Source organism: Pseudomonas sp. H3_D04 (assembly GCF_054669175.1).
The window spans coordinates 96,326-110,549 of record NZ_CP162801.1; the positions used below are offsets into that span (position 1 = coordinate 96,326).

General features: G+C 60.9%; 15 protein-coding genes. 12 read left to right on the top strand and 3 right to left on the bottom strand.

Annotation, left to right across the window (positions count from 1 at the left end; genetic code table 11):
* The 12 genes from nadD to AB4N91_RS00530 all read left to right on the top strand — a co-directional run bounded on the left by nadD (position 1) and on the right by AB4N91_RS00530 (position 11,296).
* Complete coding sequence (nadD, locus tag AB4N91_RS00475; protein WP_162179689.1) at positions 1-690, top strand: nicotinate-nucleotide adenylyltransferase; 690 nt, start codon at positions 1-3, stop codon at positions 688-690.
* Positions 691-763: 73 nt separating this feature from the next.
* The gene (rsfS, locus tag AB4N91_RS00480; protein ID WP_010467363.1) at positions 764-1,258 is read left to right on the top strand and encodes a ribosome silencing factor; all 495 of its coding nucleotides are present in this window, start codon (positions 764-766) and stop codon (positions 1,256-1,258) included.
* Between the two features lie 9 nt (positions 1,259-1,267).
* Complete coding sequence (gene rlmH, locus AB4N91_RS00485; RefSeq protein ID WP_007937439.1) at positions 1,268-1,735, top strand: 23S rRNA (pseudouridine(1915)-N(3))-methyltransferase RlmH; 468 nt, start codon at positions 1,268-1,270, stop codon at positions 1,733-1,735.
* A gap of 10 nt (positions 1,736-1,745) precedes the next feature.
* The gene (gene mrdA, locus AB4N91_RS00490) at positions 1,746-3,641 is read left to right on the top strand and encodes a penicillin-binding protein 2 (RefSeq protein ID WP_010467364.1); all 1,896 of its coding nucleotides are present in this window, start codon (positions 1,746-1,748) and stop codon (positions 3,639-3,641) included.
* A gap of 31 nt (positions 3,642-3,672) precedes the next feature.
* The gene (gene rodA, locus AB4N91_RS00495) at positions 3,673-4,776 is read left to right on the top strand and encodes a rod shape-determining protein RodA (protein WP_049870746.1); all 1,104 of its coding nucleotides are present in this window, start codon (positions 3,673-3,675) and stop codon (positions 4,774-4,776) included.
* A 17-nt stretch (positions 4,777-4,793) separates the two neighbouring features.
* Positions 4,794-5,804, top strand: a complete 1,011-nt coding sequence (gene mltB / locus AB4N91_RS00500; protein ID WP_010467366.1) for a lytic murein transglycosylase B — start codon at positions 4,794-4,796, stop codon at positions 5,802-5,804.
* A complete protein-coding gene (locus AB4N91_RS00505) occupies positions 5,804-6,814 on the top strand; it encodes a septal ring lytic transglycosylase RlpA family protein (protein ID WP_083375685.1) in 1,011 nt (336 codons plus the stop codon). The genes mltB and AB4N91_RS00505 overlap by 1 nt, the downstream gene beginning before the upstream one ends.
* 181 nt (positions 6,815-6,995) lie before the next feature.
* On the top strand, positions 6,996-8,153 hold the full coding sequence (locus AB4N91_RS00510; protein WP_010467368.1) for a D-alanyl-D-alanine carboxypeptidase family protein: 1,158 nt from the start codon (positions 6,996-6,998) through the stop codon (positions 8,151-8,153).
* A gap of 80 nt (positions 8,154-8,233) precedes the next feature.
* On the top strand, positions 8,234-8,509 hold the full coding sequence (locus AB4N91_RS00515) for a DUF493 domain-containing protein (RefSeq protein WP_010467369.1): 276 nt from the start codon (positions 8,234-8,236) through the stop codon (positions 8,507-8,509).
* Positions 8,509-9,156, top strand: a complete 648-nt coding sequence (gene lipB, locus AB4N91_RS00520; protein WP_010467370.1) for a lipoyl(octanoyl) transferase LipB — start codon at positions 8,509-8,511, stop codon at positions 9,154-9,156. Before AB4N91_RS00515 ends, lipB begins: the two co-directional genes overlap by 1 nt.
* 1 nt (position 9,157) lies before the next feature.
* The gene (gene lipA, locus AB4N91_RS00525; RefSeq protein ID WP_010467371.1) at positions 9,158-10,183 is read left to right on the top strand and encodes a lipoyl synthase; all 1,026 of its coding nucleotides are present in this window, start codon (positions 9,158-9,160) and stop codon (positions 10,181-10,183) included.
* Between the two features lie 162 nt (positions 10,184-10,345).
* Positions 10,346-11,296 (top strand): S66 peptidase family protein, encoded by a 951-nt coding sequence (locus AB4N91_RS00530; RefSeq protein WP_077749945.1) that lies wholly within the window; start codon positions 10,346-10,348, stop codon positions 11,294-11,296.
* A 93-nt stretch (positions 11,297-11,389) separates the two neighbouring features.
* On the opposite strand, the gene AB4N91_RS00535 is transcribed toward AB4N91_RS00530, so the two are convergent.
* The 3 genes from AB4N91_RS00535 to holA form a co-directional block, all read right to left on the bottom strand.
* Positions 11,390-12,712: a lytic murein transglycosylase gene (locus AB4N91_RS00535; protein WP_083375688.1), complete on the bottom strand. Its 1,323-nt coding sequence runs from the start codon at positions 12,710-12,712 to the stop codon at positions 11,390-11,392.
* Positions 12,713-12,774: 62 nt separating this feature from the next.
* Positions 12,775-12,939, bottom strand: a complete 165-nt coding sequence (gene arfA / locus AB4N91_RS00540) for an alternative ribosome rescue factor ArfA (protein ID WP_003176285.1) — start codon at positions 12,937-12,939, stop codon at positions 12,775-12,777.
* Positions 12,940-13,149: 210 nt separating this feature from the next.
* The gene (gene holA / locus AB4N91_RS00545) at positions 13,150-14,187 is read right to left on the bottom strand and encodes a DNA polymerase III subunit delta (protein WP_010467374.1); all 1,038 of its coding nucleotides are present in this window, start codon (positions 14,185-14,187) and stop codon (positions 13,150-13,152) included.
* Positions 14,188-14,224: the final 37 nt, after the last annotated feature.

Below are 14,224 nucleotides of genomic sequence, written 5' to 3' on the forward strand. Positions count from 1 at the left end.
TTGGGCGACCTCAAACCGTCAGCACCGCAAACTGCCAGCGAGCCTGCGCCAAGACGCATTGGCGTGCTGGGCGGGACGTTCGACCCGGTGCACATCGGCCATTTGCGCGGTGCGCTGGAAGTCGCCGAGTCGCTGTCGCTCGATGAGTTACGCCTGACACCCAGTGCCAGGCCGCCGCATCGCGGTACGCCGCAGGTGTCGGCAAAGGACCGTCTGGCGATGGTCGAGTGCGCGGTGGCCGGTGTGGCGCCGTTGGTGGTGGACGCCCGCGAATTGCAGCGGGACAAACCGTCCTACACCATCGACACCCTGGAACTGATGCGCGCCGAACTGGCCGTCTCTGACCAGGTTTTTCTACTTTTGGGCTGGGACGCATTTTGCGGCCTGCCCACTTGGCACCGCTGGGAAGAGTTGCTCCAGCATTGCCACATCCTGGTGCTGCAACGCCCGGATGCCGACAGCGAACCGCCGGATGCCTTGCGCAATCTGTTGGCGGCACGCTCGGTGAGCGACCCGCTGGCCCTCAAAGGGCCGAGCGGACAGATTGCATTCGTCTGGCAGACGCCGCTCGCGGTATCCGCCACCCAGATCCGTCAACTGCTGGCCAGCGGTAAGTCGGTACGTTTCCTGGTGCCCGACGCGGTCCTGGCCTACATCGATGCGCACGGTCTCTACCGTGCGTCGAACTGAAAAGAGGGCACGCTTCCAGGCACGTAATGACGTGTATTGAAGCGCCCGAACATACGAGCAAAACGAGTTTTATATGACGAACAAAGACGTAACTAAAGTAAAGCGCAAAGGCACGTTCAAAAGCGCCCCGCTGCCTGAGCCGGTTCTCACCACTGAACCTCTGAAAGGTGACGAGCTGGTCAAGGTGGCCGTAGCCGCCCTGGAAGACGTGAAGGGCCAGGACATCCAGGTCATCGACGTTCGTGAAAAGCAGAGCATCACTGACTACATGATCATCGCGACCGGTACCTCCAACCGCCAGATCGGCGCGATGCTGGACAAGGTTCGCGAAGCCGTCAAAGCCCTGGGCGTCAAGCCACTGGGTGAAGAAGGCAAGGGCGACAGCGACTGGGTGCTGCTGGATATGGATGATGTCATCGTGCACATGATGACCGCCTCGGCTCGTCAGTTTTACGACCTCGAGCGTCTGTGGTCCGGTGCAGAGCAGAGCCGTGCTCTGAACGCGGCTCACCACAGCCCGGAAAACACCCATGAGCACTTCGTCAAGCTCAACAAAGACCAGCAATAAGGGACCGCTGTGCGACTGCGACTGATCGCCGTCGGCTCCCGCATGCCCAAGTGGGTGGAAGAAGGCTGGCATGAATATGCCAAGCGTCTTCCGTCCGAGCTGGCGCTGGAACTGGTGGAAATACCGCTCAACACCCGTGGCAAGAACGCCGACGTGGCGCGCTTCATCCGTCAGGAAGGCGAAGCCATGCTGGCCAAGGTCGGGCCGAATGAGCGTGTTGTGACCCTGGAAGTCCACGGCAAGCCCTGGAGCACCGAGCAGTTGGCGGTCGAGCTCGATCGCTGGCGGCTGGACTCGCGCACGGTGAACTTCATGGTCGGCGGCCCCGAAGGGCTGGCGCCGGAAGTCTGTGCGCGGGCCGATCAGCGCTGGTCGTTGTCGCCGTTGACGTTGCCGCACCCGCTGGTGCGGATTCTGATCGGTGAACAGCTGTATCGTGCCTGGACAGTTCTGTCCGGCCACCCTTACCACAAGTAGTTCTGCCCTCATGCCCCAGCCGATCCGCATCAAGGACCACGAAAAAGACGCCCGTCTGGTGCGTGGCCGCGTCGTGTTCGGGGCTATTGCGGTGGTGTTGCTGATCTGCGTGCTGATCGCGCGGCTGTATTTCCTCCAGGTGATTCAGTACGAGTACCACTCGACCCTGTCGGAAAACAACCGCGTCCACGTACAGCCGATTCCGCCGACCCGCGGGTTGATCTTCGACCGCAATGGCGTGGTGGTGGCCGATAACCGGCCCAGCTTCAGCCTGAGCATGACCCGCGAACGGTCCGGTGACTGGCAGCAAGTGCTCGACGTGATCGTCGAAGTGCTGGAGCTGACGCCCGAGGACCGGGTGATCTTCGAGAAGCGCATGCGTCAGGGGCGTCGTCCGTTCGAGCCGGTGCCGATCCTGTTCGAGCTGTCTGAGGAACAGATCGCCCGTATCGCGGTGAATCAGTTCCGTCTGCCGGGCGTGGAAGTGGTCGCGCAGTTGGTGCGTCACTACCCGCAGGGCCCGCACTTTGCGCACTCGGTGGGTTACATGGGGCGGATCAACGAGAAAGAGCTGAAGTCTCTCGATCCGGTCAATTACAGCGGCACGCACCACATCGGCAAAACCGGCATCGAGCGTTTCTACGAGCCGGAGCTGCACGGTCAGGTGGGCTACGAAGAAGTCGAAACCAACGCTCGCGGCCGCGTATTGCGCGTGCTCAAGCGTACCGATCCGATTCCCGGCAAGGACATCGTCCTGAGCCTGGACATCAAATTGCAAGAAGCCGCCGAAGCCGCACTTGGCGGTCGTCGTGGCGCCGTGGTGGCTCTCGATCCGAAAACCGGCGAGGTGCTGGCGATGGTCAGTGCGCCGAGTTTCGATCCGAACCTGTTCGTCACCGGCATCAGCTTCAAGGCCTATGCCGAGCTGCGCGACTCCATCGACCGGCCGCTGTTCAACCGCGTGCTGCGCGGTTTGTACCCGCCGGGTTCGACCATCAAGCCGGCGGTGGCGATTGCCGGCCTGGATGCCGGTGTCGTGACTGCATCAAGTCGGGTGTACGACCCCGGCTACTACCAGCTGCCCAACTATGACCACAAATACCGTAACTGGAACCGTACCGGTGACGGCTACGTGGACCTCGACACGGCGATCATGCGGTCCAACGACACCTATTTCTACGATCTGGCTCACAAACTAGGGATCGATCGGCTGTCGGCGTATATGAGCAAGTTCGGTATCGGCCAGAAGGTTTCGCTGGACATGTTCGAGGAGTCGCCGGGGCTGATGCCAACACGTGAGTGGAAGCGTGCAACCCGGCGTCAGGCCTGGTTCCCGGGCGAAACGCTGATTCTCGGGATTGGTCAGGGCTACATGCAATCAACGCCCTTGCAATTGGCCCAAGCCACAGCGCTGGTCGCGAGCAAGGGTGTCTGGAACCGTCCGCACCTGGCCAAGACCGTCGAAGGCGAGCGGCCGAAGGATGACAACCCGATGCCGGACATCATCCTGCGCGACCCGTCCGACTGGACCAAGGTCAACCATGGCATGCAGCAGGTGATGCACGGTGCCCGGGGTACGGCGCGCAAAGCGGCGATCGGTGCGCAATACCGCATCGCGGGCAAAAGTGGTACGGCCCAGGTGGTCGCGATCAAGCAGGGCGAGAAGTACGACCGCTCCAAGGTTCAGGAGCGCCATCGTGACCACGCCTTGTTCGTCGGCTTCGCACCGGCTGACAACCCGCAAATCGTGGTGTCGGTGATGGTCGAGAACGGCGAGTCCGGTTCCGGCGTCGCAGCGCCTGTGGTGCGTCAGATCATGGACGCCTGGCTTCTGGACCAGGACGGTCGGTTGAAGGCCGAATACGCCAGCCCTATCAGTGCGGAGGCTACGGCCCGTGAAGAGTAATTTCGATCGCATTCTCTCCAGTGAGGATGTGATGCGTCGCCGTGCGACGCTGTTGCAACGCATGCACATCGACGGCCCGTTGCTGATCCTGCTGCTGACCCTCGCCGCCGGCAGTCTGTTCGTGCTGTATTCGGCCAGCGGCAAGAGCTGGGACCTGCTGGCCAAGCAAGCCACTTCGTTCGGCATCGGCCTGGTGTCGATGATCGTCATCGCCCAGTTCGAGCCGCGATTCATGGCGCGTTGGGTGCCGGTCGGTTACGTGATCGGCGTGCTGTTGCTGGTGGTGGTGGACGTCATGGGCCACAACGCCATGGGCGCCACGCGCTGGATCAACATCCCGGGGGTGATCCGTTTCCAGCCTTCGGAGTTCATGAAGATCCTGATGCCGGCGACCATCGCCTGGTACTTGTCCAAGCGCACGTTGCCGCCGCAGCTCAAGCATGTGGGGGTCAGTCTGTTCCTGATCGGCTTGCCCTTCATCCTGATCGTGCGTCAGCCGGACCTCGGCACTTCGCTGTTGATTCTCGCCGGTGGCGCCTTCGTCTTGTTCATGGGCGGGTTGCGCTGGCGCTGGATTCTCAGCGTGATTGCTGCCGCCGTGCCGGTGTCTGTGGCCATGTGGTACTTCGTGATGCACGACTACCAGAAGCAGCGCGTCCTGACGTTCCTTGATCCCGAGAGCGATCCGCTCGGCACGGGCTGGAACATCATTCAGTCGAAAGCCGCCATCGGTTCCGGCGGCGTGTTCGGCAAAGGCTGGCTGCTCGGCACTCAGTCGCACTTGGACTTCCTGCCGGAAAGCCACACCGACTTCATTATTGCGGTGATGGGCGAAGAATTCGGCCTGGTGGGCATCTGCGCACTGCTGTTGATTTACCTGTTGTTGATCGGTCGTGGGCTGGTGATAACCGCCCAGGCCCAGACATTGTTCGGCAAATTGCTCGCGGGCAGCCTGACCATGACGTTTTTTGTTTACGTTTTCGTCAACATCGGTATGGTCAGTGGCCTGTTGCCGGTCGTGGGGGTGCCGTTGCCGTTCATTAGCTACGGAGGAACTTCGCTGGTGACGCTGCTGTCAGCGTTTGGGGTTTTGATGTCGATCCATACCCATCGTAAGTGGATCGCACAGGTTTGAATAAGGTGAAGATGTCAATGCAAGTAATGCGCGGCTGGGCGACTCGATACGCGCCATGGGTCGGCCTGGTAAGCATCCTTGGCACAACGCAGGACGCGTTGGCCGGCGATTACGAAGGTTCACCCCAGGTGGCCGAATTCGTCGGTGAAATGACCCGCGACTACGGTTTTGCCGGTGAACAGCTGATGGGCGTGTTCCGCGAAGCCGAGCGCAAGCAGTCGATTCTGGACGCGATCTCGAAACCCGCCGAGCGGGTCAAGCAGTGGAACGAATATCGCCCGATGTTCATCACCGACGCGCGCATCGCCCGTGGTGTGGACTTCTGGCGTCAGCACGAAGCGGTACTGGCCCGTGCCGAGCAGGAATATGGCGTGCCGGCTCAGGTTATCGTCTCGATCATCGGGGTTGAGACCTTTTTCGGCCGCAATACCGGCAATTTCCGGGTAATCGACGCTTTGTCGACCTTGGGTTTCGACTATCCTCCCCGTGCCGAATTCTTCCGCAAGGAGTTGCGTGAGTTCCTGTTGCTGGCCCGTGAGGAGCAGGTCGATCCGCTGACTCTCAAAGGCTCTTATGCAGGCGCCATGGGTTTGCCGCAGTTCATGCCGAGCAGCTTTCGCGCCTATGCGGTGGACTTCGACGGTGACGGCCACATTAATATCTGGACCAACCCGGACGATGCCATCGGCAGCGTCGCCAGTTATTTCAAGCGTCACGGCTGGGTCGCCGGCGAGCCGGTGGTCAGTCGCGCCGATGTGCGTGGCGAGCAAGTGGATGAAGGTTTGACGACAGGCATCGAGCCGACTAAAACGGTCGGGGAGTTGCGAGCCTTGGGCTGGTCGAGTCATGATGCGCTGCGCGATGATATGCCGGTCACGGCTTTCCGCCTGGAAGGTGACAATGGCCCGGAGTACTGGATGGGCCTGAAGAATTTTTACGCAATCACGCGATATAACCGCAGCGTGATGTACGCCATGGCGGTACATCAACTGTCTGAACAGCTGGTCCAAGCACGGGGCGTCAAGTAATGCGGGCATTGCCTATGAATAAACCCCTGAAGCTGATGGCATTCGCCGCGTTGGCGGTGCTGGTCGCCAGTTGTTCGACCAGCCGCGCGCCGACGCAAAAGACTTCAACGGCCGTGCGCGCAACGCCTGGCCTGGACATCAACCGTGCGCACAAAGACGGCGCGCCATGGTGGGACGTCGACGTATCGCGCATCCCGGATGCCACGCCGACCCTGCACTCCGGTCCTTACAAAGCCAATCCTTACACCGTGCTGGGCAAGACTTACTTTCCGCTGCAAGAATCCAAGACCTACGTCGCCTCGGGCACGGCGTCCTGGTACGGCACCAAATTCCACGGTCAGAACACCGCCAATGGCGAGGTGTACGACCTGTACGGCATGAGTGCCGCCCACAAGACATTGCCACTGCCGAGTTACGTCCGGGTGACCAACCTGGACAACCACAAGAGCGTGATCCTGCGGGTCAACGACCGCGGGCCGTTCTACTCGGACCGCATCATCGACTTGTCCTACGCCGCCGCGAAAAAACTCGGTTACGCCGAAACCGGCACCGCACGGGTGAAGGTCGAGGGTATCGATCCGCAACAGTGGTGGGCACAAAAGGGCCGTCCGGCGCCTTTGATGCTCAACGAACCGCAGGTAGCGCAAAATGCCGCGCCGACGATTACCGCTTCGGCGGGCACCGTCGAGCAATGGACGCCACCGCCGCAGCAACACGCGGCAGCCGTGGTGCCCGTGCAGATTGATGCAAAAAAAAACGCTTCTGTACCAGCCTCTGGCCAGTATCTGCAGGTGGGCGCGTTCGCCAACCCGGACGCTGCAGAACTCCTGAGATCGAAGCTCAGCGGGATGGTGAGCGCTCCGGTGTTCATCAGCTCGATCGTGCGTAATCAACAGACGCTGCATCGGGTGCGCCTGGGGCCGATCGGTTCGCCGGGTGAAATCCAGCAAGTGCAGAACAGTGTGCGCCTGGCCAATCTCGGTTCGCCGAGCGTGGTCACCGCCGAATAATACGTAGTACTTGATTGACGGTTCGCTTGCGGTTTGGGGGGTGGACCTGGTTGTTGGCTCGTTGAAGAACAAAAGCCCGGCAAGGGTTCTGAGTGAGCAACTGAACACGCGATGGCCCGTTAGAAGGCCATCTGATTAGTTTTGCCTTCGGGCAGTTTCCATTAGCGATTTCGAGAGACGGATGAACATCACCACCTTTGCCAAACGCCTGTGTCTGCTAGTCCCGCTGCTCCTCTCGCCTGCCGCGTTCGCGGTCGAGATGATGCCGTCGCCACCACAACTGGCCGCTAAATCCTACGTACTCATGGACGCCAGCAGCGGCAACGTGCTGGTCGAGAACAACGGTGACCAGCGTCTGCCACCGGCCAGCCTGACCAAGCTGATGACCGCGTACATCGCGACCCTGGAAATCCGTCGTGGCCAGATCGGTGAAAACGATCCGGTGACCGTCAGCGAAAACGCCTGGCGTACCGGCGGTTCGCGGATGTTCATCAAGGTGGGTTCGCAAGTCACTGTCAGCGACCTGCTGCACGGCATCATCATCCAGTCGGGTAACGACGCCAGTGTTGCGCTCGCCGAGCACATCGCCGGCAGCGAAGACGCATTCGCCGACATGATGAACAAAACCGTGGCCGATCTGGGCATGACCAACAGCCACTTCATGAACCCGACCGGTCTGCCGAACCCTGAGCACTACTCGTCGGCTCACGACATGGCGGTGCTGGCTCGCGCGATCATCCACGAAGACCCGGCTCACTATGCGATCTACTCGCAGAAAGAGTTCTTCTGGAACGGCATCAAGCAGCCTAACCGCAACCTGCTGCTGTGGCGTGACAAGACTGTCGACGGTCTGAAAACCGGTCACACCGACGAAGCCGGCTACTGCATGGTGTCTTCGGCTGTACGTGATGGCATGCGCCTGATCGCCGTGGTGTTCGGCACCAACAGCGAAGTGGCCCGTGCTTCTGAAACCCAGAAGCTGCTGACCTACGGTTTCCGCTTCTTCGAAACCCAGACCTTCTATCAGAAAGGCGCCGAGCTGGCTCAGGCCCCTGTCTGGAAAGGCAGCACCAATCAAGTCAAGGCCGGCCTGGCTGAAGACCTGACCATGACCCTGCCAAAAGGCCAGCTGAAAAAGCTCGCCGCCAGCATGACCATGAACCCGCAACTGGTTGCGCCTATCGCCAAGGGCGACGTAATCGGTAAAGTCGAAGTGAAACTGGACGACAAAGTGGTGCATAGCGCCGACCTGATCGCCCTGGACGCTGTCGAGGAGGGTGGTATCTTCCGCCGCATGTGGGATAGCATCCGTCTATTCTTCTACGGCTTGTTCAACTGAATTAGTGTGGACTTGCATGGCCCCGTTCCAATCCGGAGCGGGGCCATGTCCGTTGCCACGGCTTACGAGGCCGTTACGCCATGACAGATACCGAAGTAAAGGCGCCAAAGATCGAATTTCCTTCCAATGATTACCCGATCAAAGTGATCGGCGACACCATTGTGGACATCAAGCAAAAGATCATCGATATCGTTAAGAAGCACGCAACGATCAACGATGAAAGGGTGGACGAACGCCAGAGCAGCAACGGCAAGTACACCACCATCCAGTTGCACATCATCGCCACCGGTCAAGACCAGCTGTACGACATCAACAGCGAACTGCGGGCTACCGGTTTCGTGCACATGGTGCTGTGATGTCTGGCACGCTGGGCTTTCGCGAGCTCGGCCAGATGGCTTACGAGCCGGTCTGGCATGCCATGCAACGCTTCACCAACGAACGCGGCAGCAATGCCGCGGACGAGATCTGGCTGGTCGAACACCCGCCGGTGTTCACCCAGGGCCAGGCCGGCAAGGCCGAGCACTTGCTGCTGCCGGGGGATATCCCGGTGGTGCAGGTCGATCGCGGTGGTCAGGTGACTTACCACGGTCCCGGCCAGTTGGTGGCCTACCTGTTGCTCGACGTGCGCAAACTGGGTTTCGGCGTGCGTGACCTGGTCACCCGCATGGAACACTGCCTGATCGAGCTGCTGGCCAGCTATGGCGTGACCGCAGCGGCCAAGCCTGATGCGCCGGGTGTCTATGTCAATGGAGCGAAAATCGCGTCCCTGGGTCTGCGGATCCGCCACGGTTGTTCCTTTCATGGCCTGGCCCTGAACGTGGACATGAACCTGGAACCGTTTCGACGGATTAATCCCTGCGGCTACGCCGGGCTGGCGATGACCCAGCTGAGCGATCACGCAGGATCGATTGAATTTGCCGAGGTAAGTGCCCGGCTGCGCGCGCAGCTCGTCAAACACCTCGACTATGCTGAGCAGACGACCCTAACGGGCGGAATCGACTGATATGACTACTGATGCAGTGCAAACCATGATCCCGACGCTGGATGTTACCGAGCGTCCGGCCCCGCGTGCCAAGGTTGAAGCCGGCGTCAAGCTGCGCGGCGCCGAGAAGGTTGCACGTATCCCGGTAAAGATCATTCCGACCACCGAACTGCCGAAAAAACCTGACTGGATCCGCGTGCGCATCCCGGTTTCGCCGGAAGTCGACCGCATCAAGGCCCTGCTGCGCAAACACAAGCTGCACAGCGTGTGCGAAGAGGCGTCCTGCCCGAACCTCGGCGAGTGCTTCTCCGGCGGCACCGCGACCTTCATGATCATGGGCGACATCTGCACCCGTCGCTGCCCGTTCTGCGACGTTGGCCACGGTCGTCCGAAGCCTCTGGACGTCAATGAGCCGGAAAGCCTGGCCATCGCCATCGCCGACCTGAAACTCAAGTACGTGGTGATCACCTCGGTCGACCGCGACGACCTGCGTGACGGCGGTGCCCAGCACTTTGCCGACTGCATCCGCGAGATCCGCAAACTGTCGCCGAACGTGCAGCTCGAAACTCTGGTCCCGGACTACCGTGGCCGTATGGACGTTGCGCTGGAAATCACCGCCGCCGAGCCACCGGATGTGTTCAACCACAACCTGGAAACCGTGCCGCGCCTGTACAAGGCTGCGCGTCCGGGTTCGGATTACCAGTGGTCGCTGACCCTGCTGCAACGCTTCAAGCAGATGATGCCGCACATTCCGACCAAGTCCGGCCTGATGCTGGGCCTGGGCGAAACCGACGAAGAAGTCATCGAAGTCATGAAGCGCATGCGCGAACACGACATCGACATGCTGACCCTCGGCCAGTACCTGCAACCGTCGCGCAGTCACTTGCCGGTGGAGCGTTTTGTGCATCCGGATACCTTTGCCTGGTTCGCCGAGGAAGGCTACAAAATGGGCTTCAAAAACGTCGCTTCCGGCCCGTTGGTGCGTTCCTCGTACCACGCCGACGAGCAGGCGAAGCTGGTCAAAGCTGAATTGATGTCGTCTCTGTAATAAAGCGCCCGTAAGGCTTTTCAGCCTTGCGGGCGTTTTTGTTGGCCGTGCCTACGGCCGCAACCGTCTTTTCCTGCAACCTGCGGGGCGATTGATCCTCTTCTGTTTGTCCCCGTTCCTGACTACTGTGTGCTGAAGCTTTTCACGCAGGGAGATTCATGGATGACTGTTCGACCGACCCACACGCTGTTTCCTCACTCAGCCGTTCCGGCCTTGCCCTCGGAAGGGCTGATCGGCGTGATTGCGCCCGCCGGGCCTGCCGGGCTGGACACCGATAAAGCCGTTGCCTGGATGCGCGCTCGCGGTTATGCGCTGCGGATATTTCCCGGGGTGTACGAACAGGATGGCTACCTGGCCGGCAGCGACGACGTGCGGCTCAATGACTTGCACGCCGCGTTCGCCGACACGGAAGTCGACGCGATCATTTGCCTGCGGGGCGGTTACGGTACGCCGCGTCTGCTCGATCGCATCGATTTCGAATTGCTGCAAAACAACGCCAAGCCGTTTATCGGCTACAGCGACATCACTGCGCTGCACGTGGCGATCAGCCGTTACGCCGGTTTTGTGACCTTTCATGGTCCGCTGCTTAATGCCGATTTGCTGGGAGAGAAGCAAAAACCGACCGAGTCTTCGTTTTTCAACATGCTCAGAGGGCAGGTGAAGGCGGGCAGTGTGCTTTCGCACCCGGTGGCCTGGCCGCTGACCACGATCGAGCCCGGCATCGCTCACGGGCGGTTGCTGGGGGGCAATCTGTCGATGATTGCCGCAACCATGGGCACGCCATTTGAGATGGAGGCTGAAGGCGTCATTCTTTTCATTGAGGACATCAACGAACCGCTGTATCGCATCGACCGCTTGCTGACTCATCTGCGCCTGGCCGGTACGCTGGGCAAGTTGCGCGGCGTGCTGGTGGGCGATGTGGCGGGGGTTGATACGGTTGCGCTGGAGCGGTTGCTCAAGCAGACGTTCGAGCCGTTGCGGATACCGGTATTGGCAGGGTGGCGCAGCGGGCATTGCGATCCGAACCTGACGTTGCCGATGGGCGCGCTGGTTCGGCTGGATGCGGGGAAGAAGGAATTGGTGTTGGAACAGGATGTGGTCGTCAAGCGGTAGTGCGATAGCGCCTGTCAGTAAGTCTTCGCGGGCAAACCTCTCTCCTGCAGGATAGTGTGATCCCGTAGGAGCGAGGCTTGCCCGCGAAGCTTTTTAGCGGTTACGCAGGCCTTCAAGCAACTTGTGCGTCGGATACCCATCCGCCGGCCAACCAAACGACTGCTGGGCACTGCGGATCGCTTTGCGAGTGTTCGCGCCGATGATCCCGTCAGCCGTGCCCGCATCGTAATTCTGCGCACTCAGCAGGCTTTGCAGTTCGATTCGCTCAGTGCGGCTCAACGGCAAGTCATCTTTTGGCCACGTGCCATTGATCAGGCCGCCGCCACTGAAACGCTCGGACAACAGGCTCACCGCCAATGCATAAGACGACGAGTTGTTGTACTTGAGGATTGCGCGGAAGTTGTCGAGCACCAGGAACGCCGGGCCACGATAACCGGCCGGCAGCAGCAGGGCGGCGGACAGGTGTTCGGAACCTGCCGGAACCTGGGCGCCATTAGGCAGCGAGACCCCCAACTGTTGCCATTCGGCGACGCTCTTGCGAATCGTGCCGTCGGCCAGGACGTAGTTGAAACTGCCTGGTAGCTGCACTTCAAAGCCCCACGGTTGACCTTTCTGCCAGCCGGAGCTTTGCAGATAGTGCGCCGTCGAGGCCAGCGCATCGGCCGGGCTGCCCCAGATGTCGCGGCGGCCGTCACCGTCGAAATCCACGGCGTGGGTGTTGAAGGTGGTCGGGATGAACTGGGTCTGACCCATGGCGCCGGCCCAGGAACCGAGCATTTTCTCCGGTTCGATATCGCCTTGTTGCAGGATTTGCAGGGCGGCGATCAGTTGCGCATGAGCAAAGCCCGGACGCCGGCCTTCGTAGGCCAGGGTCGCCAGGGAGTTGATCACTGACTTGTTGCCCTGGAACTGCCCGAAATTACTCTCCATGCCCCACACCGACACCAAGGCCTGGCGATCAACGCCGTAGCGCTGCTCGATGCTTTGCAGAATGTCAGCGTATTGGCCGACCAGCGCCTGACCTTTGCGTACCCGCAGCGGCGACAGGGCGCCGTCGAGGTATTCCCACACCGGGCGGGAGAACTCGGGTTGGCTGCGATCGGCGCGGATCACGCTGGTGTCGAGGCTGACATTGGCGAAGGCGCGGTCGAAGAGATCGGCGCGGATGCCGGCGGTTAGCGCGTCTTTGCGGAAACCCGCCTGCCATTCGGCGAAGGTCTGGGTGGGCTGGAGGTCGAGGTTTTCACCGGTCGGCACCACGGGCGGAATGACCGCAGGGGCTGTCGATACGGGAAGGGTCTGAAGCGGCTGGGCGTCGGCGGCGGTCGGTTTTTCCGCGCAGGCGACAAGCAAAATGAGGCTGGAGGCAGCGATCAGTTGGCGCAGGGGCCAACGACGGGAAATACAAAGGGGCATGCACAGGTCCAGGGAATACGAATCAGGTGCAGACCTTAACATGTTGAGCGATGGCTTGCCTTTCAGGCCGCCAGAAAGTAAGAAGCCTCCCAGCTATTAGACTGGAAGGCTTCGCGGCGGTAGCTGCCTTTGCCCTTGCCGGCTCGTTCCTGACGGCTGCGGAACAGTGGCTGGGCGATGATGGATTTGGCCTTGTTGGGGCCATGCTTGGATGGCTTTTTGCTCATGATCAGATCTCTCGATTGAGTGGGTTTTGCGGGGGAAATAATCTGCTGAAGTTGGGGTTCTGTCTAGTCCCCACATTGCGTAGGACCTTTCGGATGCGTTCGCGGGCAAGCCTCGCTCCTACAGGTTGGAGTCGTACACATAATGATGGGCCGACTGAGGCCTGTAGGAGCGGGGCTTGCCCGCGAATGGCCGTTATGCGTTCGGAAAGCTCACTCGGCGGGTAGCGACAATCTCTGGCCTGCCATCAACAACGACAACCGACTCAAACTCATCCACGGTGACCCGGCAGCCTGACCCTTGATCTGCGCATCAATCCGCTGCGCTTCCAGCAACAACTGCGCCCAGCGTTGTGCCGGATAGCGTTGCAGGGCTTTGCTCATCAGCGGTTTGCGCTTGTCCCAGACCGGCGGTCGAGCCTGGCTGAAGGCTTTGTCCAGCGGTACACCCTGGCTGTATTGCAGCGAAAGGTTGGCCAGCAGACGCAGCTCCCGGGCCAGCGCCCAGAGAATCACCGGTGGCTCGACGCCTTCACCCCGCAACCCTTCAAGGATGCGCAGGGCATGGGCGGCTTCGCCGTTGAGAATCGCGTCGGTCAGGCCAAACACATCGAAGCGCGCACTGTCGGCCACTGCTGCTTGCACGGTTTCGACGGTGATCTGGCCACCTTCGGCCATCAGCTTGAGCTTTTCGATTTCCTGGGCGGCGGCCAGCAGGTTGCCTTCGACCCGCGCGGCAATCAGTTCCACGGCGTCCTGGCTGGCGGAAAGCCCGGCCTGGGATAGCCGTTGACGAATCCAGCTCGGCAACTGGTTGGCATCCACCGGCCAGATCTGCACGAACTGCGTCTGCTGCCCTTCGACCAGCGCCTTGCCCCACTTGGTTTTCTGCGCACTGCCATCCAGTTTGGGCAGGCTGATCAGCAGCACCGTGTCTTCCGCCGGGCGCGAGCAGTACTCGATGAAGGCAGCGGCACCTTTGTCGCCGGGTTTACCGGAGGGCAAGCGCAGCTCCAGCAGGCGCTTTTCAGCGAACAGCGACATGCTTGCACCGGCTTGCAGCAACGTCCCCCAGTCGAAACTGGCGTCGGCGGCGAAAACCTGGCGTTCGTCAAAACCCTGTTGGCGAGCGGCGGCACGAATGGCGTCGGCGGCTTCCTGGCACAGCAGCGGGTCATCGCCGCTGATGACGTAGACCGGCGCGAGGGCACCTTGCAGGTGTTTGGCGAGTTGGGCGGGGGCGAGTTTCATAAGAAAGGGCGAACGGGGCGCCTGGGCGCCCCGTAAG

Bases quoted from the DNA above. Each gene is read 5' to 3' on its own strand.
- lipA (WP_010467371.1), top strand. From the start codon at position 9,158: ATGACTACTGATGCAGTGCAAACCATGATCCCGACGCTGGATGTTACC.
- holA (WP_010467374.1), bottom strand. From the start codon at position 14,187: ATGAAACTCGCCCCCGCCCAACTCGCCAAACACCTGCAAGGTGCCCTC.
- AB4N91_RS00530 (WP_077749945.1), top strand. From the start codon at position 10,346: ATGACTGTTCGACCGACCCACACGCTGTTTCCTCACTCAGCCGTTCCG.
- AB4N91_RS00535 (WP_083375688.1), bottom strand. From the start codon at position 12,712: ATGCCCCTTTGTATTTCCCGTCGTTGGCCCCTGCGCCAACTGATCGCT.
- rsfS (WP_010467363.1), top strand. From the start codon at position 764: ATGACGAACAAAGACGTAACTAAAGTAAAGCGCAAAGGCACGTTCAAA.
- lipB (WP_010467370.1), top strand. From the start codon at position 8,509: ATGTCTGGCACGCTGGGCTTTCGCGAGCTCGGCCAGATGGCTTACGAG.
- AB4N91_RS00505 (WP_083375685.1), top strand. From the start codon at position 5,804: ATGCGGGCATTGCCTATGAATAAACCCCTGAAGCTGATGGCATTCGCC.
- rodA (WP_049870746.1), top strand. From the start codon at position 3,673: ATGCGTCGCCGTGCGACGCTGTTGCAACGCATGCACATCGACGGCCCG.
- AB4N91_RS00515 (WP_010467369.1), top strand. From the start codon at position 8,234: ATGACAGATACCGAAGTAAAGGCGCCAAAGATCGAATTTCCTTCCAAT.
- mrdA (WP_010467364.1), top strand. From the start codon at position 1,746: ATGCCCCAGCCGATCCGCATCAAGGACCACGAAAAAGACGCCCGTCTG.
- mltB (WP_010467366.1), top strand. From the start codon at position 4,794: ATGCAAGTAATGCGCGGCTGGGCGACTCGATACGCGCCATGGGTCGGC.
- arfA (WP_003176285.1), bottom strand. From the start codon at position 12,939: ATGAGCAAAAAGCCATCCAAGCATGGCCCCAACAAGGCCAAATCCATC.
- AB4N91_RS00510 (WP_010467368.1), top strand. From the start codon at position 6,996: ATGAACATCACCACCTTTGCCAAACGCCTGTGTCTGCTAGTCCCGCTG.